Annotated in this window: 21 protein-coding genes; 10 read left to right on the top strand and 11 right to left on the bottom strand. The window is 39.2% G+C overall.

Annotated features, from left to right (window positions below):
• The first annotated feature begins 37 nt into the window (after positions 1–37).
• The 3 genes from OM074_RS07280 to OM074_RS07270 all read left to right on the top strand — a co-directional run bounded on the left by OM074_RS07280 (position 38) and on the right by OM074_RS07270 (position 4,501).
• Positions 38–1,432 carry an MFS transporter gene (locus tag OM074_RS07280; protein WP_301198796.1) on the top strand — a complete coding sequence of 465 codons (1,395 nt, stop codon included), beginning with the start codon at positions 38–40 and terminating at the stop codon, positions 1,430–1,432.
• A gap of 87 nt (positions 1,433–1,519) precedes the next feature.
• A complete protein-coding gene (gene pgmB / locus OM074_RS07275; RefSeq protein WP_301198795.1) occupies positions 1,520–2,176 on the top strand; it encodes a beta-phosphoglucomutase in 657 nt (218 codons plus the stop codon).
• An 18-nt stretch (positions 2,177–2,194) separates the two neighbouring features.
• Positions 2,195–4,501, top strand: a complete 2,307-nt coding sequence (locus OM074_RS07270) for a family 65 glycosyl hydrolase domain-containing protein (protein ID WP_301198794.1) — start codon at positions 2,195–2,197, stop codon at positions 4,499–4,501.
• A gap of 218 nt (positions 4,502–4,719) precedes the next feature.
• On the opposite strand, the gene glmM is transcribed toward OM074_RS07270, so the two are convergent.
• The 9 genes from glmM to OM074_RS07225 form a co-directional block, all read right to left on the bottom strand.
• Complete coding sequence (glmM, locus tag OM074_RS07265; RefSeq protein ID WP_301198793.1) at positions 4,720–6,111, bottom strand: phosphoglucosamine mutase; 1,392 nt, start codon at positions 6,109–6,111, stop codon at positions 4,720–4,722.
• A 46-nt stretch (positions 6,112–6,157) separates the two neighbouring features.
• Entirely contained in the window at positions 6,158–6,982 is an 825-nt protein-coding gene (locus OM074_RS07260) for a pseudouridine synthase (protein ID WP_301198792.1), read from the bottom strand.
• A gap of 65 nt (positions 6,983–7,047) precedes the next feature.
• On the bottom strand, positions 7,048–8,415 hold the full coding sequence (gene xseA, locus OM074_RS07255; RefSeq protein ID WP_301198791.1) for an exodeoxyribonuclease VII large subunit: 1,368 nt from the start codon (positions 8,413–8,415) through the stop codon (positions 7,048–7,050).
• 2 nt (positions 8,416–8,417) lie between these two features.
• Positions 8,418–10,043, bottom strand: a complete 1,626-nt coding sequence (locus OM074_RS07250) for a S8 family serine peptidase (RefSeq protein WP_301198790.1) — start codon at positions 10,041–10,043, stop codon at positions 8,418–8,420.
• A gap of 43 nt (positions 10,044–10,086) precedes the next feature.
• Positions 10,087–10,947 (bottom strand): toxin-antitoxin system YwqK family antitoxin, encoded by an 861-nt coding sequence (locus tag OM074_RS07245; protein ID WP_301198789.1) that lies wholly within the window; start codon positions 10,945–10,947, stop codon positions 10,087–10,089.
• 57 nt (positions 10,948–11,004) lie between these two features.
• The gene (locus tag OM074_RS07240) at positions 11,005–11,721 is read right to left on the bottom strand and encodes a sulfite exporter TauE/SafE family protein (RefSeq protein WP_301198788.1); all 717 of its coding nucleotides are present in this window, start codon (positions 11,719–11,721) and stop codon (positions 11,005–11,007) included.
• A 3-nt stretch (positions 11,722–11,724) separates the two neighbouring features.
• Entirely contained in the window at positions 11,725–12,654 is a 930-nt protein-coding gene (locus tag OM074_RS07235) for a YeiH family protein (RefSeq protein ID WP_301198787.1), read from the bottom strand.
• Positions 12,655–12,737: 83 nt separating this feature from the next.
• The gene (locus OM074_RS07230; RefSeq protein ID WP_301198786.1) at positions 12,738–13,625 is read right to left on the bottom strand and encodes a LysR substrate-binding domain-containing protein; all 888 of its coding nucleotides are present in this window, start codon (positions 13,623–13,625) and stop codon (positions 12,738–12,740) included.
• A 38-nt stretch (positions 13,626–13,663) separates the two neighbouring features.
• A complete protein-coding gene (locus OM074_RS07225) occupies positions 13,664–15,847 on the bottom strand; it encodes a S9 family peptidase (protein ID WP_301198785.1) in 2,184 nt (727 codons plus the stop codon).
• A 109-nt stretch (positions 15,848–15,956) separates the two neighbouring features.
• Between OM074_RS07225 and OM074_RS07220 the strand changes: the two genes are divergently transcribed.
• The gene (locus OM074_RS07220) at positions 15,957–16,199 is read left to right on the top strand and encodes a hypothetical protein (RefSeq protein ID WP_301198784.1); all 243 of its coding nucleotides are present in this window, start codon (positions 15,957–15,959) and stop codon (positions 16,197–16,199) included.
• Positions 16,200–16,772: 573 nt separating this feature from the next.
• Here OM074_RS07220 and OM074_RS07215 read toward each other — a convergent pair.
• On the bottom strand, positions 16,773–18,221 hold the full coding sequence (locus tag OM074_RS07215) for a sugar transferase (RefSeq protein WP_301198783.1): 1,449 nt from the start codon (positions 18,219–18,221) through the stop codon (positions 16,773–16,775).
• Positions 18,222–18,301: 80 nt separating this feature from the next.
• Between OM074_RS07215 and OM074_RS07210 the strand changes: the two genes are divergently transcribed.
• The 6 genes from OM074_RS07210 (at position 18,302) to cobU (ending at position 22,512) form a co-directional block, all read left to right on the top strand.
• On the top strand, positions 18,302–18,940 hold the full coding sequence (locus OM074_RS07210) for a protein-L-isoaspartate(D-aspartate) O-methyltransferase (protein ID WP_301198782.1): 639 nt from the start codon (positions 18,302–18,304) through the stop codon (positions 18,938–18,940).
• 300 nt (positions 18,941–19,240) lie between these two features.
• Complete coding sequence (locus tag OM074_RS07205) at positions 19,241–19,879, top strand: MBL fold metallo-hydrolase (RefSeq protein ID WP_301198781.1); 639 nt, start codon at positions 19,241–19,243, stop codon at positions 19,877–19,879.
• Positions 19,880–20,031: 152 nt separating this feature from the next.
• Positions 20,032–20,784 (top strand): adenosylcobinamide-GDP ribazoletransferase, encoded by a 753-nt coding sequence (locus OM074_RS07200; protein WP_301198780.1) that lies wholly within the window; start codon positions 20,032–20,034, stop codon positions 20,782–20,784.
• A gap of 28 nt (positions 20,785–20,812) precedes the next feature.
• Positions 20,813–21,211: a GxxExxY protein gene (locus OM074_RS07195; protein ID WP_301198779.1), complete on the top strand. Its 399-nt coding sequence runs from the start codon at positions 20,813–20,815 to the stop codon at positions 21,209–21,211.
• A gap of 52 nt (positions 21,212–21,263) precedes the next feature.
• Positions 21,264–21,836 carry an alpha-ribazole phosphatase gene (gene cobC, locus OM074_RS07190; RefSeq protein WP_301198778.1) on the top strand — a complete coding sequence of 191 codons (573 nt, stop codon included), beginning with the start codon at positions 21,264–21,266 and terminating at the stop codon, positions 21,834–21,836.
• Between the two features lie 169 nt (positions 21,837–22,005).
• Positions 22,006–22,512: a bifunctional adenosylcobinamide kinase/adenosylcobinamide-phosphate guanylyltransferase gene (gene cobU, locus OM074_RS07185; RefSeq protein WP_301198777.1), complete on the top strand. Its 507-nt coding sequence runs from the start codon at positions 22,006–22,008 to the stop codon at positions 22,510–22,512.
• Between the two features lie 281 nt (positions 22,513–22,793).
• On the opposite strand, the gene OM074_RS07180 is transcribed toward cobU, so the two are convergent.
• Positions 22,794–23,378 carry a Uma2 family endonuclease gene (locus OM074_RS07180; RefSeq protein ID WP_301198776.1) on the bottom strand — a complete coding sequence of 195 codons (585 nt, stop codon included), beginning with the start codon at positions 23,376–23,378 and terminating at the stop codon, positions 22,794–22,796.
• Positions 23,379–23,752: the final 374 nt, after the last annotated feature.

Raw genomic sequence — 23,752 nt, 5'->3', positions numbered from 1 at the left:
ATTACTATAAGTATTTACCTAAAATTGTTTTTTGATCATGAAGAAGATGCCTCATCTTTCATTTTGGCAAATCTGGAATGTAAGTTTCGGTTTTTTGGGGATTCAAATGGGTTTTGCACTGCAAAGCGCCAATGTAAGCCGGATATTGTCAAATTTAGGAGCAGACCTGCATGCCCTGCCACTATTTTGGATTGCAGCTCCTTTAATGGGACTGATCGTTCAACCTATTGTTGGCTCGGCAAGCGACCGTACATGGAACAGACTAGGCAGAAGAAGCCCTTATATTTTGGGAGGAGCAATAATAGCAGCCCTTGCAATGTTTTTAATGCCCAATGCCTCAATAGTAGTTTCCATTATGCCGGTGCTTCTATTTGGTTTGCTCATGTTTGCCTTAATGGATGGCTCTTTCAATATCACCATGCAGCCATTTAGAGCCTTGGTTGCCGACATGACACCGGAGGAGCAACGTAACGTTGGTTATTCAACTCAAAGTTTCCTTATCAATGCAGGTGCCGTGTTAGGATCCATCTTGCCTTTTCTTCTTACAAATTCATTAGGCATAGCCAACACAGCACCTGAAGGTCAGGTACCTGCTTCGGTAATCTGGTCGTTCTACATTGGAGGAAGTGCCTTGTTGCTATCTGTAATCTGGACTGTAGTAAAAACCAAAGAATACCCTCCGGAAGAATATGCAGCATATAAAGGATTGGATGTAAAAGCTGAAATAGATCCTCAATACAAGGGATTCTTCGGGTTCTTCAGGTTATTGAAAATAACCCCAAAAACAATGATACAATTGGCAGTAGTACAATTTTTCAGCTGGTTTGCATTGTATATTATGTGGGTCTACACCACTCCAGCTGTATCTCAACACGTATGGGGATGCGAGATTGGCGACAGTGCCTCTCAGGCAGCTCAGGATGCCGGCGACTGGATTGGGATTCTTTTTGCAGGATACAGCCTGTTTGCAGCCATATTTTCGGTATTCATGAGTAAAATAGCCACAAAAATAGGAAGAAAAACAGTATACAGTATAGCACTGCTTATAGGCGGAATTGCCTACTGCTCCACCTTTTTGTTTGAAGGAGGAGAAATGATGCATGTCAACCTGCTATTTACTCAGGTTGATGTTCCATCTAGCGCCGTACTGTGGATGTTTCCTATGATAGGGGTGGGTATAGCCTGGGCTGCTGTATTGGCCATGCCGTATGCCATCCTATCCGAATCATTGCCAGCTGATAAAATGGGCGTATTCATGGGCATCTTCAATTTTACTATTGCAGGGCCTCAAATATTAAGTGGACTGGTAGCTGGTTCGGTACTCAGATTCTTTTTTGGAGGAGAAGCAATTTATATGCTAGTTGTGGCCGGTGTAAGTATGTTCCTCGGCGCCATCTCAGTCATCTTTGTTAAACCTTCAAAATCTAACTAAACGATTAATTAACATTGAAGTAATCCATAAACAAGATACTTCATGTAACGTTGATTTAAAAAAAACATTTACAAAATTTCAAACAACATGGGTAAAATAAAAGCATGTCTCTTCGACTTGGACGGGGTAATTGTTGATACAGCCAAATACCATTATATAGCCTGGAAAGAGCTGGCAAACGAAATGGGATTTGATTTTACAGTTGAAGATAACGAAAGATTGAAAGGGGTTAGCAGAATGACTTCCCTTGATATCCTATTGTCGATTGGCAATGTGGAAAAAAGCGAAGAGGAAAAGCTTGAATTGGCCACTAAAAAGAACGAAAATTACCTATCATATATTCTAAAAATGGGACCAGAGGAAATCCTCCCGGGAACTAAAGAGTTTTTAGAGCAGCTAAAAAAAGAAGGCGTCAAAATAGCTTTGGGCTCAGCCAGCAAAAATGCCATGACAATCTTAAACAGGCTGGAGCTTACATCCTACTTTGATGCGATTATTGACGGAACCAAAGTTTCAAACGCAAAACCTGACCCGGAAGTGTTTTTAAAAGGAGCAGAAGCCCTAAATGTAAGCCCCGGGGAATGTGTGGTTTTTGAAGATGCCGAAGCCGGTGTTGAAGCTGCTATTGCAGGAGGGATGAAATGCATCGGTATTGGAAATGCAGAAATTTTGCGGAAAGCAGATTTTGTAGTTGATGGACTTCATAAAATGAACATTGCCATGCTTGAAGGACTTAACAACTAAAACTTAAACAACGACATTATGAAGAAATATTTGAAATATGACGAATGGTGTGTAATTGAAGATGGATTTGATCCTGCAAACCACCAGGCATCCGAAAGTATATTCAGCATTGGTAATGGCAAAATGGGTCAAAGAGCCAACTTTGAAGAAAAATATACCGGGGACAGTTTACAGGGCAGCTATATAGCTGGCGTTTACTATCCTGATAAAACAAGAGTTGGCTGGTGGAAAAACGGCTATCCCGAATACTTTGCCAAAGTATTGAATTCCCCAAACTGGATCGGAATCAATGTAAACATAGATGGCTTTGAACTGGACCTCAACACATGCAAAATTGACAGTTTTACACGCACCCTTAATATGAAAGAGGGCTTTTTGCAACGAGAATTTGGGGCAACCCTGAATGATGGCAAAAAGGTACTGGTTAAAACCAGGCGATTTGTTTCCATGGCAGATACTGAAAACGGAGCGATCAGATATTCTGTTACACCCATAAATTTTAGTGGAAAGATAAGCTTTACTCCTTATATTGATGGTGACATTGTAAATGAGGACTCCAACTACGACGAACAGTTTTGGAATGTTCTTGATGTACAGGCTGCCGAAGGCTTTGCCTATTTGGAATCCCAGACAAAGAAATCTGATTTTCGTTGTGGTTTTGCAATGAAATACTTGATAAAACTAAATGAGAAACCTCAAAAAACAAATGCAGAGGTAGTTCAATTAAATAAATGGGTAGGCAATAAGGTTGAGTTGGAAGTAAAAGAAGGAGAAACCGCATCTATTGAAAAATACGTTGGCGTAACTTCATCTTTAAACTACACTACCGGTGAGCTTAAATCAAAAGCCGAAGAATTGGCCTCTTATGCCTGTCACAAAGGTTTTGATCAGATGTTTGAGGACCACAGGTCAAAATGGGCCGAAAAATGGGTTCATAGCGACATCAAAATCAAAGGGGATGTGGCTGCCCAACAAGGAATCCGTTTCAATATCTTCCATCTAAACCAGACTTACACAGGAGAGGATGAAAGACTGAATGTGGGCCCCAAAGGTTTTACAGGAGAAAAGTATGGTGGAACAACCTATTGGGACACTGAAGCCTATTGCGTTCCTTTCTTCCTGATGACAGCTCCTTCTGAAGTTACCCGTCAGTTATTAATTTACCGGTACAAACACCTTCCCAGGGCTATTGAAAACGCCGCAAAACTAGGATTCAAAGATGGTGCCGCCCTTTATCCAATGGTAACAGCAAACGGCGAAGAATGCCACAACGAGTGGGAAATCACATTTGAAGAAATACACCGCAACGGGGCTATTGCCTTTGCCATCCATAATTACATCCGCCACACCGGAGACAAAAAATATCTTGAAGAATATGGCTTAGAGGTATTGGTTGGTATTTCAAGGTTCTGGAGCCAAAGGATTACATTTTCTGAAGCACGACAAAAATATGTTATGCTTGGGGTTACGGGTCCAAACGAATATGAAAACAACATTAACAACAACTGGTACACCAACAAAATGGCTACCTGGTGTTTAAAATACACCCAGGAGGCACTAGCTCATGTTAAGTCGGCAGCACCTGCAAGGTATGATGAACTTGTTGCAAAAATGAGCTTTAAGGAGGAAGAAACCAACAGGTGGCAAGATATAGTTGACCGGATGCATTTTCCTTACAATGAAGAATTAAAGGTATTTATGCAACAGGATGGCTTTATGGACAAGGAGCAGGTAATGGCCGATGACCTTGATCCGGCAGAGCGCCCCATAAACCAGCATTGGTCGTGGGACAGGATCCTTAGATCAAACTTTATAAAGCAGGCTGATACCCTTCAAGGTATTTATGTGCTGGAAGAAGAATTTTCTGACGAAGAAATTGAAAGAAACTTCAATTTCTATGAACCACGTACGGTTCACGAATCATCCTTATCTCCATGCGTTCATTCTGTTATGGCTGCCAAAATAGGAAGAACAGAAAAGGCTTATGAAATGTATTTGCGAACCTCAAGGCTTGACCTTGACGACTATAATGCCGAAGTTCATGAAGGTTTACACATTACCAGTATGGCAGGAACCTGGATGAGCATTGTTGAAGGATTTGGTGGCAAAAGAGCCTATGACGAAAAGCTGTATTTGACCCCCACCATCCCCAACGAATGGGAGGAGTATGCATTCCGCATTACTTTTAAGGGAAAAGACTTAGAAGTAAGAGTCAATGCCAAAGAGGTTGAAATCATCTCTCATGCAACACTGCCGGCAGAACTGTTTGTATATGGAAAGCCTGTTATGGTAGAACCAAAAAAGTCAATTACTATTTCCCGATAATGAATTGATTATCCAATCAACCCTTAAAGCACCGCAATATTTGTGGTGCTTTTTTGGTACCTTAAGAATAAGGTTCCAATCTCGAAATAAGGAATCGATCTATTAAGTTTCTGCAAGAAAACTCATGATTCCTACGCTCACTCCTTTGATTCCTCCCGTTTGATCGGGACAAGGGGTGAGCGTAGGGATACTATAAAACAGGAGTTTTCTTACAAATATTAAATACCTGCTATTTCTTTTATATCACAAATTATTTTTTGAGCAAGTTCTTCTGCTTCGGTAGCTGAAGGTGCCTCAGAATAAATGCGGATAATTGGTTCTGTATTTGATTTACGCAGATGAACCCATCTGTCTGGAAAATCAATTTTTACACCATCAATATCATTAACTTGTTCGTTGCTGTATTTATCCTTCATATCACATAAAATTTTGTCAACATCCAACTCTGGCGTTAGCTCAATTTTATTTTTAGAAATGAAATATTCAGGATATGATGCCCTCAATTCTGAACAGGTTTTCCCTGATTTAGCAAGGTGAGTCAGAAACAAACCAATACCAACCAAAGCGTCTCTTCCGTAATGTGATGCAGGATAGATAATTCCTCCATTTCCTTCTCCTCCAATAACGGCATTGGTTTCTTTCATCTTGCTTACTACGTTAACTTCACCCACTGCCGAAGCTGTATAATTTCCACCGTGATTTTCAGTTACGTCTCTTAAAGCTCTTGTGGATGAAAGGTTTGATACGGTGTTCCCTTTTTGCTGGCTCAGGATGTAATCAGAAACGGCAACCAGTGTGTATTCCTCGCCAAACATACTGCCGTCTTCGTTTACAATTGCCAACCTGTCTACATCAGGGTCCACAACAAAACCAACATCTGCTTTCTTATCTTTAATCAGTGCTGAAATTTCAGTCAGGTTTTCCGGAAGAGGTTCAGGGTTGTGTGGGAATTCGCCATTGGGCTCGCAGTACAACTCAATTACCTCCTTTACTCCAAGCGCTTTGAGCAGGGGAGGCAAATAAGTTCCTCCAACGGAGTTAACACAGTCGATAGCAACAGTAAAGCCTGCGTTTTTTATTGTATCTATATCTACAAGATCCAGATCACAAACGTGATCTACGTGCTTTTGTACATAAGTATCATTTTCAATAACTGATCCCAAATCATCAACTTGCGAAAAATTGAAATCTTCTCTTTCCGCTATGTCTAAAATTTCTTCGCCATCAGCTCCGCTTAAGAATTCGCCTTTGCTGTTTAGCAGTTTTAAAGCGTTCCATTGCTTGGGGTTATGACTGGCAGTTAATATGATTCCGCCATCTGCTTTTTCCATTGTTACAGCCAGCTCAGTTGTTGGGGTAGTTGCCAATCCAAGGTTTATAACATTAACCCCGCAGCCCATTAAGGTACCAACAACAATCTTGTCAACCATAGGCCCCGAAATACGGGCATCTCTGCCTACAACAACCGTTATATTTTCTTTTTGTGCGTTGTTTTTTGCCCAGGATGCATAAGCGGCAGTAAATTTAACAACGTCTAACGGACTTAAGCCTTCTCCGGGTACTCCTCCGATAGTTCCGCGGATACCAGATATTGATTTGATTAGTGTCATAATATATTATACTTATTTGTACGTTTCTTAATTATATAAATTCTTTTTATTTCATGATTCCTGCTTTCAGGAATGTTATTTCCTTTTGTGTGAGAAAACGCCATTTCCCTCTGGGGACATCCTTTTTGGTTAAACCTGAAAAATATACCCTGTCGAGTTTTATTACTTCGTAGCCCAGATGTTTGAATATCCGCCTGACAATCCGGTTTTTTCCGGAATGAATTTCGATACCAACTTCAAGTGGATTTTCTTTCACCAAACTTAATTTATCCGATTTGATAAAACCATCTTCCAGCTCAAAACCGGTTTCAATTTTTTTCAAATCTTCCTTTGAGATGGGCTTATCGAGAAAGGCATGGTATATTTTGCGGTGTTCGTGACTTGGGTGTGTTAACCTTTTGGCTAAATCCCCGTCGTTTGTTAACAGCAATACCCCTGTTGTCATTTTATCCAATCTTCCAACCGGGTAGATACGCTCGGTACACGCATTTTTTACAATATCAATAACAGTTCGCTTGGCATGTGGGTCGCTCAATGTAGTAACACAATCTTTGGGTTTGTTCAATAGTACATAAACCAGTTTTTCTGCATTCAACACTTTGCCTTCGTAAATAACCTCATCGTTTAATTTTACCATGGAACCTACCAGTGTAACCACTTCACCATTTACCTTAATCAGGCCTTCAGCAATTAACCTGTCTGCTTCTCTTCTGCTACAAACTCCGGCGTTTGCAATGAATTTGTTTAAACGTATTTGGTCTTTCTCTTTTGTTTGTGAAGGTGGTGTGGGAATGTTTTCTTTAATAGCTGTTTGCTTCTTGCTTTGAAAAGGACGGCCTTTTCTGTGTTTCTTCTGACTCTTATCGTTCATAATACATCCCTGTGAATTTGCTGCAAATGTCTGAAATATATTTTAAAACACCGAAAAAGAAGTGATTAATTTACCGTACTATCAATACTGCCCGTATTAAACTGTGTAGTAATTGTGTCTCCTTTTTTTAGCATGGAGGAATCTTTTACGGCCTTGCCGTTTATATATGTAATGGAATAGCCTTTGCTCAATATATTATGTGGATCAACAAGTTTGTTTGTTTTTTCCATTAGGTTTAATTGTGACTTTTTACCCGATAAAAAGAGTTTTAAATCGGAGGATAGTTGGTGGGGAATCTGTTTTAGTTCAATTCTTTCCCTGGCTATTTTTCCCAGACTTCCGGATTTGATTTTTTCACTCACCAGTGAAATGTGGGTCAGTTTACTGTTAATGTAAGTGTTGGATAAAGAACTGAGTTTGTGGGCAAAGCGGTTGAGTTCCGATTTTCGGTGAATAATAGAGTTGTTTACCAGTGGTTTAAAGCGATTTGAAGACCGTTCAAAAAGGAGCTTGTACCCGGATAATATTTCTCGTGTAGATGAAACCACATTATCTTTAAGGAAGTGAAGCTGATCGTCAAAAGAAGAAACCAACTCCAGGATGTGTTCTGCAACTGCAGTAGGAGTTTTTAGCCGGGTGTGGGCCACGTAGTCAACCACCGTTTCGTCCCTTTCGTGTCCAATGCCCGAAAAAACCGGGAGAGGGAATTGTGCAATGTTATATGCGATCCAGTAATTGTCGAAACACATCAGGTCGGAGGTTGATCCGCCACCCCTGATAATTACAACCAGATCAAAAAAATCTTCGTATTCATAAATCCGGTCAAGGGCTGCAGTAACAGAGGCTTCTGTTTGTTCGCCCTGCATGATGGCAGAAAATAGTTTGATATAAAACTTATAGCCAAAACTGTTGTTGTTTAACTGGTTGCAAAAATCTTCGTATCCAGCAGCAGTAGGCGAAGAGATGACTGCAATTTTTTGTGGAACCAATGGAACCTCTAGCTCCTTGTTCATATCAATAACCCCTTCTTCACTTAGTTTATTCAGGATGGCCTGTTTCTTTTGAGCCATATCTCCCAATGTATAATTGGGGTCAATATCTCTTATGTTCAGGCTGAAACCATAAACCTCCTGAAAATCTATGCTGGCCCTGAGTAATACTTTAATTCCTGAAGTCAGGTTCTGTCCTGTAGCCTGAAAAAAGTAGGGCTTGAGCATCCTGTACGTATAAGCCCATATGTTGGCCCTGCACTTGGCTATGATTTGTTCTGTTTTTTCGTCTTTTTCAATCAGCTCCAAATAGCAATGGCCGTTCCGTACCTCCCGTATCTCACTTATTTCTGCAACAACCCAATAGGTTTCAGCAAAGGCTTCATGCACCTTTTTTTTTATCATTGAGTTTAACTGAAATAAGGATAGTGAAGATTCGTTCATTGCTATTCTTTAAAAAGTTTGTATGTGTATTTTCCCGAAGATTCGATGATTTCAAGTATGTAAATGCCATGCGGGAGATCATTTAATCCGTCAAAGGTGATTTTTTGCTGGCCATTTGTGTTTTTCCTGCTCACCACATTGCCTGTAACGTCATAAATTGTAAGTACAGCCTTGCCCAAAGGGTTGGCTAACTTTATAATGTGGAGTTGGCTTGAAAATGGATTTGGGAATACTTGTAAATTATCTTTATCGTTTGTGCGGATGGCATTATCTAAATTTGCTGCAGCAAAGAAATCAGGAATGCCATATCCAAACCTGTTGTCCGGGCTGGTGTACTTGTTTCCCGATTGCCTGATCAGGTTAAGCACCTCCTGGTTTGAAAGGTTTTGGTTGGTTTGCCATAAACATGCTGCTAACCCGGCTGCTACCGGAGAAGAGAAGCTGGTTCCATTCCCCCTTGTTATTAAATCGCTTGTGCTTTGAATTGCATTAAGATACCCCATGGCACAAACATCTGGTTTTACCCTTCCGTCGGATGATGGACCATAGCTGCTAAAATTGGCTACTATGCTGTCTGGTTGAATGGCACCCACAGCCATAACGTGCTCCCCATCTGATGGGGTTATGATGTATTTCCAATCCAATACACCTTCGTTACCTGCACTGCAAACCACCAACATTCCTTTTGAAAAGGCTATTTCGGCTCCTTTTACACAGGTGGTTGACTGGCCATCCATGTCCGAATATGAATAATTAAAAGAGGCATCGTCAAATTCATAATAGCCCAGGGAAGAGTTTATTACATCAACGCCTGCACTATCCGCATATTCTGCTGCTATTACCCAATTATATTCTTCAATTGGATATTCACTCCTGTTGTCCTCCGATCTTAATAAAAGGTATTTTGCATCAGGGGCTGTTCCTTTATATTCATTTTCAATAAACCCTGCCATAATGGACAGTACAGCCGTTCCGTGGGTGTAATATGAATTGTATATATCGCTGCCTGGCTCTACAAAATCAATAGCTCCGGTAATTTGGTTGTTGCTCCATAAGTGTGTAAATGAAGATAAGGTGTTTACGTTTCCAAATCCATTGTCGATGACGGCAATATACATTCCTTCGCCCTGATAGCCTTCCTGATGAAGTAAATGTCCGTTTACCGTTTGGGTTTGATCCAGGGCTAAGCCATAGGTTTCTGTAGCACTCTTTAAGAATGTATTAATGGGCTGATCCGGGAATTTTTGAATGGTTTTCCCGCTTGTTGATTTCCATATCAATTGGGCCTTTGAAATAAACGATACCCTATCGATGGTATCGATCAGGGTAGTATTGTATGTTTCAATGATGGCTCCGTTTAACCATTTGGAAGGCCAGAGAATATGGACTCCCATTTTTTTTAAGCTATCAAGATAGAATGTAGATACAGGTAAATCTTCCTCTGAAAGTGCAATATTGTATTTTGTTCTTCTTTCGATTGCTTTAGTGGATAGAAATTCTTCAGGGGCTGACAATGTAAATTCATTGTTTGCTTTATCAGTAAAAGAAACAAAATACTTTTGGGCATTTAATTCGGAATAAACCAATGCCAAAAGTAGCGTAACAATATTTGCAATATAACTTTTCAAGTTCCTTTATAATACTGATTGCCTTGCAAAGACAAATTATCGGTTAATTACCCCTCATATAAGAATCCGGGTCGTGGCGGAACTCTTCCGGATCTTTCAGTCGCCCTTTGTTTTTCTCAAATTCTTCAAACAGTTTTTGTTGTTTTTCATCAAACTCCTCGGTGTTGAGTGTTTTACCTTCTTTATATTCAATTTTGTATAACAAGTTTCCGGTAGGGGTAAATACTAACCAGGTTCCTTCTTCTTTCCCGTTTAAAAACTGTCCCTGAATTTCAGTTTTTCCATTGTCGAAATACACCATGTATGGTCCTTCAATATGGCCTTTAGAATGGGCTGCTTTTAATTTGATGTTGCCGGATTCGTGAAATTTATTCCAAACTCCATCCTTAACATCTTCTTTCCACTCCAGTTCTTCTGCTTTTTTACCATTACGGAAATAGTAGGTAGTGATCCCATTTTTCTTCCCCATGTTGTAATGCTCGGTAGAATAAAGTTTGTTTTCTTTTGAAAAGAAATCCCACTTACCATCTTTAATTTTTCCAAAGTACCGGCCTCTGGAGGTTAGCTTCCCATCTTCAGAGTACATTTCAGTATCGCCATATTCTCCTTTATCATCATACCTGATTATAACCTTTTTGTTGCCATTGTTATAAAACCTTTTTAATTCGCCAATGGGCTTATCATCTTTAAAAGTTACGGAATAGGCAATTTTGCCGTTGTTATATCTTTTTTCCCAATAGCCTTGTTTTAGTCCCTGACTATCTTTTTGGTTGATTTTACCGGGGGCATTTTGTGTTGTAACTGATTTGTTAGAGGGTACTTTGTTGCCAAATACATCAAGTTCCTGAGCTTGAATTGTACTTATGCTTAACCCTAATGTTATAATAAGTGCTGTAATTTTCATTGTATTTGCTGATGTTTTTACAGTCACAAATTTAATAAGACTTATAGATAATCAAGTCTATTTAAGCAGTAAAATTATACATGATATCAGGGTAATTACCAAGGTTGACTTCTTAAATAATAAGGATGGTATCTTACTGTTTAGTTTTTTACCTATAAAAGTGCCCAAAAATAGAACAGGGGTAAAAAGCAGAACAAGGTGTAACGATTCCATGGTGATCAATCCGGCTATGGCATAACCTATTATTGCAATAGAAGCAGTGGCGATGTTAAACCATGAAAAAATAACGCGGAATTGTTGATTGCTTACCTTGGCCGCGTTTAAAAATATGGCCAGTGGAGGTCCACCTACAGAGGTGCAACCTGCCAAAAGGCCAATAATTGCTCCTATAACCGGATAGGAAAAGTCCGGTATTTTAATAGAAGTCTTTAATCTAAAGAAGGAAAGTCCGGTTAGGGTAATAAATATTAAGCTTATGGAATGTGTCAGGCTATCTGCTGTAAGGTGTTTTAAAATCAGTACCCCAAACAAAGTAAATACCGATGCTGTGGCTATCATGTATCTGGCTTTGCGGGGTACTAAATTCAAATCCTTCTTTTGAAGGATAATTATAGTTGATGAAATAAAGTTACATATTACAATTACAGGAATAATATCTGATGGTGCATACCATAAGAGCAAGGGAGGTAATGCAACCAGAGCAAAACCAAATCCGGTAATTCCTTTTATAAGGCTGGCAAGAGTTATGATGCAAATAATCCATAATGTTGTCATTGCCTAGTTGGTTGAGGTTAAATATAACAGCGATGAACCTCCAATAATTGCCCAAAGCAAAATGCCAAAAACAAAACTTTTAACGCCCGCTTTTTTAGCTTCTTTTATCGACATCTCAGAGCCAATCAGGAATAAGGCAACCACCATTCCCCTTTTTCCCAACCATTTTATATGGGCAAAACCTTCCTGGTATTGGGGCAAAAAGTGAGCAATAATTATAGCAACCACAAACAGTACAATGAAAAAAGGGAATTTAAATGCTTTTTTGTCGTTGTTTTTTTGGGTGATTGCAATAATGATGGCTAATGGAATAATCCATAAAGCCCTTATTAGTTTTACGGTTGTTGCAATTTCCAGGGCCTCTTTACCGTAACTGGCTCCAGCACCAACAACAGAGCTGGTGTCGTGTATGGCAATGGCAGCCCAATGTCCAAAGGTTTCCTGGCTGAGGTTAAAATAATGGCCTATAGACGGGAATACAAGCAAGGCTATGGCGTTTAAAATAAACACTACAATCAGTGAAAATGAAACCTGGTGGTTTCGGGCATTCAGAACATTTGATATGGCCGCAATGGCGCTTCCACCGCATATTGCAGTACCTGCCGATATTAGAAGTCCTGTTTTTGCTTCGATTTTAAATAACCGGGTCAGGAAATATCCGGCAAGCATAACTGTTATTACCGATATTGCCGTTTCAAAAAAAGCACTCTGCGAAGTATTAACTACCTGGGTCAGGTTCATGCCAAATCCCATTAATACAATAGATGCTTTTAAGCTAAGTGAGGTGTGTTGAGAGAAAACTTTGCTTTTAAGTCCTGCCAACGAAAATGCAATGCCCATGATTAATGCAAAAGCCGGAGATAGCATTGGCATAAAGCAAAAGGCTATCGCAATAATGTAGGCTGCTTGTATTTGACGTGGATTTAATTGCATCAGTTTTGTTTCTTAAATTTTACAGAAGCAAAAATAGCCTGATGCAATAACTAAAGCAAATACAAAAAAGTTATACAATATAATTAAAAGTTATGAGCATTTAAGAAATTGATAAATAGTTGCGCACTATAGGTAGGATTCCCTTTTCGAAGGGCTATCCGGAATTTTCGGTCTATCTTTAGTTTTGGGACGTTGATTTTGACAATTTGTTTCAGCTCCACTTCTTTACTGATGGATTTTTCGGAAACCAGGGCTGCACCATTAAAATCGGTTAAAAAGTTTTTGATTGCCTCGGTACTTCCCAAATGGATTACAATATTAAGATCTTCAAAATCCACTTTATTTTCGAGTAATGATTTTTTTATCACTTCAAGCGTACCAGAGCCTCTCTCTCTAAGAACAAGGGGGATATTGGCCAGGTCGGAAATGGCAATTTGCTTGCGTTTTGAATATACGCTGTTAGAACCGGTAACCACAACGATTTCATCGGGCATAAAATCAGAATATTGTAATTCCTGCATGGATGAAGAACCCTCTATTAAGGCAATATCAATTTGTTCGTTGATTAGTTTTTGTTGAATTTCGTATGAGTTTCCACTTAATAGATGCAGGTCTATTTTTGGGTATTTTTTATAAAAAGATGCGAGCGCCTCCGGGATCACATACTGCGAAATGGTTGAGCTGGCCCCGATCCTCAAGGTTCCCTTAAAGGTGTCGTTTAGCCTGCCCAGTTCAAATTCGAGTTCTTCATACTGGTGTTTTATTTTTTTTAGGTATTCATAATTGAGCTTCCCTGCCTTTGTTAAATAAATACGGTTGCCTTTTCTTTCAAACAGGGTACTCTTTAATCTGGATTCCAGCTCCTTGATGTGTTTTGTAACAGCCGGTTGACTGATAAACATTTCTTCTGCTGCTTTTGAGAAGCTCAAGTTTTCTGCTACCGATAAAAATACCCTGTCCCTAAAATCCATAATCAGTATAAAGTTCTGGTGTTTGTAGAATAATTAGCTTATAAATTTTTCTTTAGATAATCGCTCATCATCTGGTATAAGTGCATCCGTGTGTTTCCGCCATAAATACCATGGTTTCTGTTGGGGTATGCAAACATATCAAATTGCTTGTTGGCCTGAATCAGTTGTTCAATGTATTCAACCGTGTTTTGAAAATGAACATTGTCATCGGCCATGCCATGGATAATAAACAAACGCCCGGTCAGGTTGTCAGCCATGTTAATGGGCGAATTTTCGTCGTAACCTTTGGGGTTTTCCTGTGGTTTGCGCATGAAACGTTCTGTATAAACACTGTCGTAATAACGCCAGTTGGTAACAGGGGCAACCGCAATACCTACCTTAAAAATTCCGTTGGCTTTGCTTAAACAGCTACAGCTCATAAAGCCACCATAGCTCCAGCCCCAAATCCCGATTCTTGATGCATCGGTATAGTTAAGTGAGCCCAGGTATCTGGCGCCTTCAATCTGGTCGTTCGACTCAATTTGTCCCAGTTTCATGTAGGTGCACTTTCTGAATTCTTCGCCGCGTGCGCCGGTTCCCCTTGGATCGATACAGGCTACAAGATAGCCTTGCGATGCCAGGTATTGTTCCCAGCCAACAGACCATTCATCCAAAACTTCTTGAGAGTTTGGTCCACTGTATTGGGTCATTAAAACCGGGTATTTATTGTTTGTATCAAAATCAAGAGGTTTAACCATCCATCCATTTAACTCAACACCTTGGGATGTAGTAAAAGTGAAGAATTCTTTTGGGGAAATACGGAACTGAGAAACGGTTTCTTTCAGGCTTGCATTGTCCTGAAGGGTTCTGATATATTTCCCGCTTTGCGTATGTAGTGTGTATTGTGGTGGTGTACTGGTGTTTGAAAACGTATTGATGAAGTATTTAAATCCGGTACTGAAATCGGCACTGTGCATCCCGGTTTTGCTTGTGAGTTTATAGTCCTTTTTGCCATCAATGCTCACGGCGTAAACTTCTCTTTGGGTTGACGATACTTTAGCGGCCTGATAGTACAATAGTTTCTTGTTTTCATCGTACCCGTAAAAATCAGTTACATCCCATTCTCCTTTGGTGAGTTGCCTGACTTTCATTCCTGCCATAGTATAAAGGTGGATGTGGTTGTAACCATCCATTTCGCTAACGTATATAAAATATTTACCGTCATTTGAAAATGTAAGGTCGTTAAGAATCTCTACATCTAAGTAGTAATCGTTTCTGTGGGTAAATACACTTTGGGCAATGGCTGTAGCCGTGTTGGCAATAAGCAAATCGAATTGGTTTTGTAACCGGTTAAGCTTTAAGATGCCAAGTTTGCCGGGTTCCTGTGTCCATTTGATCCGTGGCAGATAATAATCTCCCTCTTCAATCTTCATGGTTTTGGTTGTCCTGTTTTTTATGTGGAAAACCTTTACCGAAACTTTTGCATTTTCCTCTCCGGCTTTAGGGTATTTAAAATTGTATTCGCCAGGATATAAAGCGTATTCATTGTGGGTAGGGTTGCTGCCTTTGTACACCGGGAATGAAAATTTTTTAACGTTGGTTTCATCAAATCGTACATAGGCCAACTCGGTACTATTGGGCGACCACGCAGTAGCTTTGTTATATTCAAATTCCTCTTCGTAAACCCAATCCGGAACACCATTGATAATTTTGTTGAACTCACCATCTTTGGTCACTCTTGTTTCGGTATCAAACTTAATTTTATAGATGTACACATCGTTGTTTTTTACAAAAGAAACCATCTCTCCATCAGGCGAAAATTCTGCAGCTTGTTGCTTGTCTCCTTCCGATAAAGGTTTTATTTCTTTGCGTTTAATGTCGTAAACAAAAAAATTGGCTTTAAATGTTCGCCTGTACACCATTTCCTGATTTGTGTATACTAATATTTTGGTGTTGGTACTGTTTATTTCATAATCCTGAATGTGTTGGATAGGACAATCTTTAATGTTGGCTATATCAAACAGGGTGGCAACTTTTTTACCCGAAGAATAAGCATATTTATTGATCTGTGTCCCTTTTTCCAAAGTAGTGTAATGTATCCCATCAGCCATCGACTTTGATTTGTTAATACCTCTGGCTGCAAAGGTTCCGAACTTATTCAGGTCTTCTAGCGAAACAGTTTTTGTTTGTGCAAATGTATTTAGGGGAATAAGCAAGGCTAGGAAAACGAATATTTTTTTCATTGTTTTTTTGTTTTTGATTGAGTGGTGCATATGTTGCATTCTTGATATTTCTTGGTCAATTATTTTACAGCCAACAAATCTAACAATATCTGATGAACATGAGAAATTTTTGAGAGATCAACAAAAGAAAGTGGTTTTGCAACCTGTTTATGCCTCTGAAACCCGCGACAGGACAGGAGAAAGTGGTGCAGACGATAAGAAAGTAATGCAGCTTCACTATATTTTTATGCAGGACGAGAAAATTATTATGCAGGACAGAAAGAAACTCGTGCAGGGCGTTAAGAAACCCGTGCAAGGCGGGGAGAATATCATGCAAGATGTGAAAAAACTTGCGCAGGATGGCAGAAAGTGATGCAATTTCAATAAGGAACCGATCTTATTTACAAGGTGCTTATAAAGATCGGATCCTATTGGTTATCTGCTATAGGCTACCGGCTATAAGCTATCAGCCATAAGCTACTCGCTCTCTGTAATTCCCTAAAATAGCTTGACAGGTTTTACATTAACTTCTTGAAGAGACCACAAACATAGATTTTATTCCTGAATAGTCAAATTAAAACTAGAATAATCCCTAAAACGCATATTGAAGAAATTATAATTACTGATATCAAATACTTACATATATGAAACACTGATTAAATCTTCATTAAACCAACTTATCCCTGTTTTGCTCTACGTTTGTTTTGTTTCTTACTTTTTTTTCGAACATTGTTTTTGTTATGCCCTGCTTAAGCAGACAAGATATTTAGTACAAGAATTTTTAGTAAAACACTACCCGAGGGATGAGGTGCACTCTGCCCTTTGCTCTCTGCTATTGTCAGATTTGCAAAATAAGGAACCGATCTTATTTACAAGGCGCCAATAAAGATCGGATCCCATTGGCTATCGGCTATCAGCTATAAGCTATTCGCTATAAGCTACCACCTCACTTCCCATCTCCGCAAATAATAGATTTAACGGTGTAAAGCATAATCTTCAAATCCACTACCAGCGTCCTGTTTTCCAAATACATGGTATCATACTTCAAACGTTCTATCATCTGTTCAATATTTTCTGCATAACCATACTTTACCATACCCCACGAAGTTATTCCGGGCTTAACCAGAAACTGCTGGGCATAATGCGGCACCCTGGCAACCAGTTGGTCAACAAAATACTTTCGTTCCGGACGCGGCCCTACCAACGACATATCCCCCAGAATGACATTATACAACTGGGGCAGCTCGTCCAAATGCCACTTACGGAGATATCTGCCAAAAGGAGTAATTCTGGGGTCGTTATTTGATGACAAGGCAGGACCATTTTCCTCTGCGTCAATGTACATTGATCTGAACTTATACATCTTAAAAGGCCTTTTATCCTTTCCAATGCGCTCTTGCTTATAAAAAACCGGTCCTGGCGAGGATAACCTGACACCCAATGCCAGCAAAACAAACACCGGCGATAAAAAAATCATCCCTCCCCAGGCAAACACATAGTCAATAGTAGTTTTTAACGCCCGCTGATACACGGGCATCTGGTTACGCGAAATAGAGATATAAGGCAAAAATTCAATATTAGCTGTCTTCAAGGTTCCTTCAATTATATGGTCTAAATCTGTTAATAACTTTATTAAACATGGCTTGCTGCGCAATTCATTAATAGCGCTGTTAACTTCATGATGGCTTGCATTTTCAAGAACAATCAAGGCTTCATCAAACGAATTTTCCTTAACAATTTGGGACATCTCTGATAATGTTCCCAAACAAGGTACAAATCCCGACAGGTCATTTCCCTTATCCATATCTTGGGCCACATACCCAATATATCTAAAACTTGATTTATTCTTTGATTCATGATAGTTTTTGATAATCTCCAGGGCTTTTTCCTGATTCCCTATTAAAATCCCCAAATAACCGATTTTTCCTTTGTGCAATTTATATTGATGCACCCACACAAGAATCATCTTTAATGCAAATACACTTCCAAAGACTATGATAAAATAGCGTACTGACATTTCCAGATGAATATCCCCAATCCCCAATTCACTCACACTTACTAATCCAAAAAACAACAAAAGGGTAATAAAAAATACGGAAACAAGGGTGGGTCCCAAAAGTTGCATCCCCGATCTTCGTGCCACATTGTAGTAATTACCAGCCAGGTAAAAAACACCCATCCAAACCAATACCATTACAAACAAAAATAAGGGCGGGGCAAATGGTAATGCTTCCTGTGGCAAAACCAACCTGTAAATCTCATGATAGTTCAGCTTATAGTTATTCACAAAAAACACATGCGCCAACACTATCGCCAGTACATCTGACACCAGATGCCAATATATTATTTTCTTTTCGTTAATTCTTCTTGGGGCTCTTTCTTCAACCATATACATTCTCTTGCAAGTTAAAATAACGCTTTTAATCCTTAATTATTTTAGAAGATGATTATTTTTACATCCTATTTAAAATGAATATGGATACATTTAGACATAAAGGCCTACGAAACAGATTAGTGCAGGAGATAGCTCAAAAAGGGATTACTTGTAATAAAGTTTTGAGAGCCATTGGAAATGTACCGCGACATATGTTTTTTGAAAGCAGCTTTATCCAATTTGCCTATCAGGACAAAGCCTTTCCTATTGGTGCAGGGCAAACCATTTCACAACCTTTTACTGTTGCTTTTCAAACCCAATTGCTAAATATAAAACGGGGAGACCGAATTTTAGAAGTGGGCACAGGTTCGGGCTACCAGGCCGCAGTACTAGTAGAAATGGGTGCTAAAGTTTTTTCCATAGAAAGGCAACGTGAGCTATACTTAAAAAGCAGCAAGTTGCTACCTCAAATGGGGTACCAGCTAAGTTTCTTTTTAGGCGATGGATACAAAGGCCTGCCCCAGTTTGCCCCTTTTGATGGGATTATTATTACTGCCGGCGCCCCGGACATCCCGGAAGAGTTGCTACTGCAACTGGCAATTGGGGCTTCGATGATTATTCCCGTTGGAAGAAAAACTCAAACAATGATCAGGGTAACCAGGGTTTCTGAAACAGAATTTAGTCAGGAAGACTTTGGCAAGTTTGAATTTGTACCCATGCTCAAAGGGGTTGTTAAGTAGCGGAGAGCAGAGGGCGAAGAGCAAAGGGCGGAGAGCTAACCGGATCCGATCTTTATAAGCACCTTGCAAATAAGATCGGTTCCGTATTGTGGAAGTCTGACGATAGCGGAGAGCAGAGGGCAAAGAGCGGAGGGCAGAGGGCGAAGAGCTAGCAGGATCCGATCTTTATAAGCAACCTGTAAATAAGATCGGTTCCGTATTGTGGGAAATAAAATCGGTTCCGTATTGTGGAAATGAAGTATAACAAAACAATGCAAAACATTCATATAAAGTCAATAACGTAATAAAATCAAGGAAACTATGCTTAAAGTACATACATTAATTTATAGCCCCTGGCAGGAAAACACTTATGTTGTGGCTGCCGAAAATGGAGACTGCATCATCATCGACCCCGGTTGCCTGACTGCCGAGGAACAACAACACCTTGTCACTTTCCTGTCACAAAACAGCTTAACACCCAAAAGACTACTCAACACCCACCTTCACCTTGACCATGTATTTGGAAACAGATATGTATGCGAAAGGTTTAACTTAGGTGCAGAAGCGCACAAAGGGGATGAGTTCTGGATTGAACAAACAGTGCCTTATGCAGCTCAAATGGGCATGCAGCTGGACCAGAATCCCCCGGCTTTAAAAGGTTACCTTGAACACAACCAGGAAATAGAGTTTGGTGGAACTACCATCAAGGTTCTGCATGTTCCGGGTCATTCTCCGGGAGGAATAGTGCTATACTGCGAAGAGGATAATTTTGTAATTGCCGGAGATGTCATTTTCCGTGAAAGCATTGGTCGCGCCGATTTACCGGGTGGCGACTTTGATACCCTGATCAATGGCATCAAGGAACATCTTTTGTCGCTTCCGGATGATGTGGTGGTATATTCAGGACATGGCCCTTCAACAACTATTGGGCACGAAAGAAACCACAACCCATTTTTCTAGCAATTCTTTATTTAACAGATCGTTAGATTTTAGATAAGAGATAAGAGACTTAGTTGCAAGATGCTTAAAATCAGATTTTTACCTAGCTTAAGTTGATTTTATTAAGCATCTCATAATCTAACACTTATAAAAAACTAACGAACTATTGTATTATGATGCAACAAATAAAACTTTTCTTTACGGCATTAATGTTCTTAACACGGATTCCAGCCCCAAAGTGGGTTGGTTATTCCCAAAGCAATATCAATAAATGCAACCGATACTTTCCCCTGGTTGGATTAATTGTTGGGGGCACGGGAGCACTGGTATATTATCTGTCGTCATTTATTTTCCCTTTGCATATATCTGTTGTGCTGTCAATGATAGCGACCATTTTATTGACCGGTGGTTTTCATGAGGATGGGTTTGCCGATACTTGTGATGGGTTTGGCGGTGGATGGAACAAGGAAAAAATCCTCCTCATCATGAAGGACTCCCGGGTTGGTGCTTATGGTATGATAGGAACGATATTATTATTGCTTTTAAAGTTTTTAGCTGTTTCTTCGGTAGAGCAGGATCTTATCATCCCCGCCATTATTTCAGCCCATGCCATCAGCCGCATGTTTGCGGTTTCTACAATGTACACCCTAGAATATGTGCGTGAGGATGAAACCAGCAAATCAAAACCAGTAACAAAAAATATTACATTTTCCGATCAGTCAATTGCAATTATTACAGGGCTTGCCTCATTACTTATATTCAGGAACTGGATGGTTTACTTGTGCATCATCCCTTTACTAATCACCAAACTTTGGCTCGAAAGGTATTTTAAAAAATGGATTGGTGGTTACGTGGGGGATTGTTTGGGCACGGTGCAACAAGTAACAGAAGTTATTTTTTATTTGAGTATTATTGCCCTAACTTAACCACAAAGAACACTAAGGAATTTTCACAATGAACACTAAGATAAATACAATAGCAAATGATATTGAAAGTGTATATAAACAACTCTTGAATGCGTCATTTGAGATTCATAAGTCACTTGGGCCTGGTTTATTGGAGAATGCTTATGAAGAATGTCTTGTTTATGAGCTAAAAAACAGGGGTATTAAGGTTGAAAGACAAAAAGGATTGCCGCTAATATATAAAGATGTTCAACTTGAGACCGGATATAGAATAGATTTATTAGTAGAAGATGAAATTGTCGTTGAATTAAAAGTTTGCGAGTCCTTAACTGATGTGCACTTAGCTCAGATACTAACCTACATGAAACTTTCAGAATGCAAACTAGGTCTATTAATCAATTTTAATGTAAAATACTTAAAACAAGGAATCAAAAGAGTTATACTATAGCTCTTTGCGTACTTTGTGAAAACTCCTTCGTGCTCTTTGTGGTTTTAAAAATATGAAACAACTTTATATTATTCGACATACAACTCCAGATGTAACACCTGGTATCTGCTACGGGATTTCTGATCTTGATGTAAACGGGTCTTTTGATGAAGAAGCCGCGGTTATTAATAAGCTATTAAAAGAGGTTAATCCTTCTTCTATCTATTCAAGCCCTTTAATCAGATGCGATAAATTGGCTCAAAAGCTTTTCCCTGATAGTGTAATCAATTATGATGTTAGACTAAAAGAACTAGACTTTGGAGACTGGGAAATGCAGCCATGGGCCAGTATAGATAAAAACACGATGGACAAATGGGCAAACAATTTCATGAACCAAAGTCCCCCCAATGGAGAAACCTTTCATCAGCTATATAATCGCTGCTTGCAAAGCTTTAATGATATTGAAAAACAGACTACAAAAGGCGAAACTGTGGCAATAGTATCGCATTCAGGTGTAATACGAAGCTTGCTCATGAGATATCTTGAAATTCCTGCCGATAAAATTTTCTCACTTCAGTTGAACTATGGTTGTGTTATTAAAATAACTTTGCATTCCACAGATTATAATCAAGTAGAGTTTTTATAATACTAACCTCAAAGCACACAAAGAAAATTTCACAAAGAACACAAAACGAATATTGATAATATTGAATACAAAATTATTTTTGAATTAAAATAGTTAAATTTTAATTCTTTGTGTTCTTCGTGAAACCTACATAGTGCCCTTTGTGGTAAAACTGTAAAGATTAACAAACATGAAGCTAACATTTATAACAGGCGGCCAACGATCAGGAAAAAGCTCTTTTGCCCAGGATCTGGCCCTTAAAAACAGTTCACGACCGGTTTACCTGGCCACTTCGCGTATCTGGGACGATGAACACAAAAAACGCATAGACCGCCATAAAGCAGACAGGGACCATAGATGGGAAAATATTGAAGAAGAAAAATACCTCTCAACACATTCTTATAACGGCAAAGTGGTGCTAGTTGACTGCATCACCCTTTGGCTTACCAACTTTTTCTTCGACAACAAAAGCGATATTGATACTTCATTAAACGAAGCAAAAAAAGAATTTGAGAAGTTGGTACTTCAAGATGCCCATTTTATTATTGTTTCAAATGAAATTGGTTTAGGTGGCATGCCCGAAAACGAAATACAAAGAAAGTTCACTGATCTTCAGGGATGGATGAACCAATACATTGCTGCAAAAGCCAACGAAGTTTTTATGATGGTAAGCGGAATCCCCATGAAAGTGAAGTAGGGGGTTGTTTTGCGGAGGGCTATTAGCTTATAGCCGATAGCGGAGAGCTGAGAGCTATTAGGATCCGATCTTTATTAGCGCCTTGTACGTAAGATCGGTTCCTTATTATACTGAGAGCAAAGAGCACAGAGCAGAGAGCTGAGAGCGAAGAGCGAAGAGCTATTAGAATCCGATCTTTATCAGAAGTACATAAGATCGGTTCCTTACCAAGAATATTAAATTACCAATAATCTTCAGATGATGTTAGATTCACTAAAGGCAAAATGCCCTAACAGCCATTCTCAATCCTTAAAAACCTCAGACATATCAACATACAAATCCTCAAACACATTTACCTTCACTTTGTCATCCTGAGTATATTTTTTTACAAATTGATATTTTCCCTTGTCATCCAATAGAAATACATCCAACAAATGCTCACCTGGATAAACCATCCAATATTCCCTTACCCCTTGCTCCTCGTACAAATCAAATTTTATGGTTGCATCCTTGGCTCCTGTTGTTGGTGATAAAATTTCAATAATAAAATCCGGAGCCCCAACGCAGCCCCTGTCATCCAGCTTTGATTTATCACAAATAACACAAATATCAGGTTGCACCACAGTATAAGTATTATCATCACCACCTTCTTTTGGAAACCTGACATCAAAAGGGGCTGTATATACTTCACAACTCCTATTATTCAGATAATTTCCAATTTGAAGAGACAATTTAAATGATGCTTTCTGATGCCTTCTTGTTGGCGCAGGTGTCATCCTAAAAATACGGCCTCTAATCAACTCCAAATGTTCCTGAAACTGCCAGGTAAGGTACTCCGCATAAGAATACTTTTTATTTAAATCCAATTGCGACAAAGAAGTAATCATGGCAACACGTTTTATTGTTATTCCAAAAATAATAAAAAAAACCCACACCCATAAATGAAAAAAGTCCCGCCGGTGCACCAGCGAGACTTTCCAATCTTTAACCAAACCTAACCCTAAACTATGAGTTAATACAAAGAAGCAACATTTTATTCGATTATACAAATATTTTGCAAATTTTTTATCGTAATTATTTAAATAAAACAAAAGTTCCAGAATAATCACCCTCAACTCACCCACTCTCTACTATCTATTATTCAATATACTACACCAAATACAACCTACTATAATACTCTACAACTAAACCATTAGACTTTTTAAATCCACAAACAATATGATAAAACAATCATTAGTATATCGTAGTACTTTTACCCCCC

The sequence above is a fragment of the Plebeiibacterium marinum genome, assembly GCF_026013615.1.
Taxonomy (GTDB): Bacteria; Bacteroidota; Bacteroidia; order Bacteroidales; family Marinilabiliaceae; genus Saccharicrinis; species Saccharicrinis marinus_A.
Note: the sequence above shows the minus strand (reverse complement) of the source record. Positions and strands in the feature narration are given on the sequence as shown.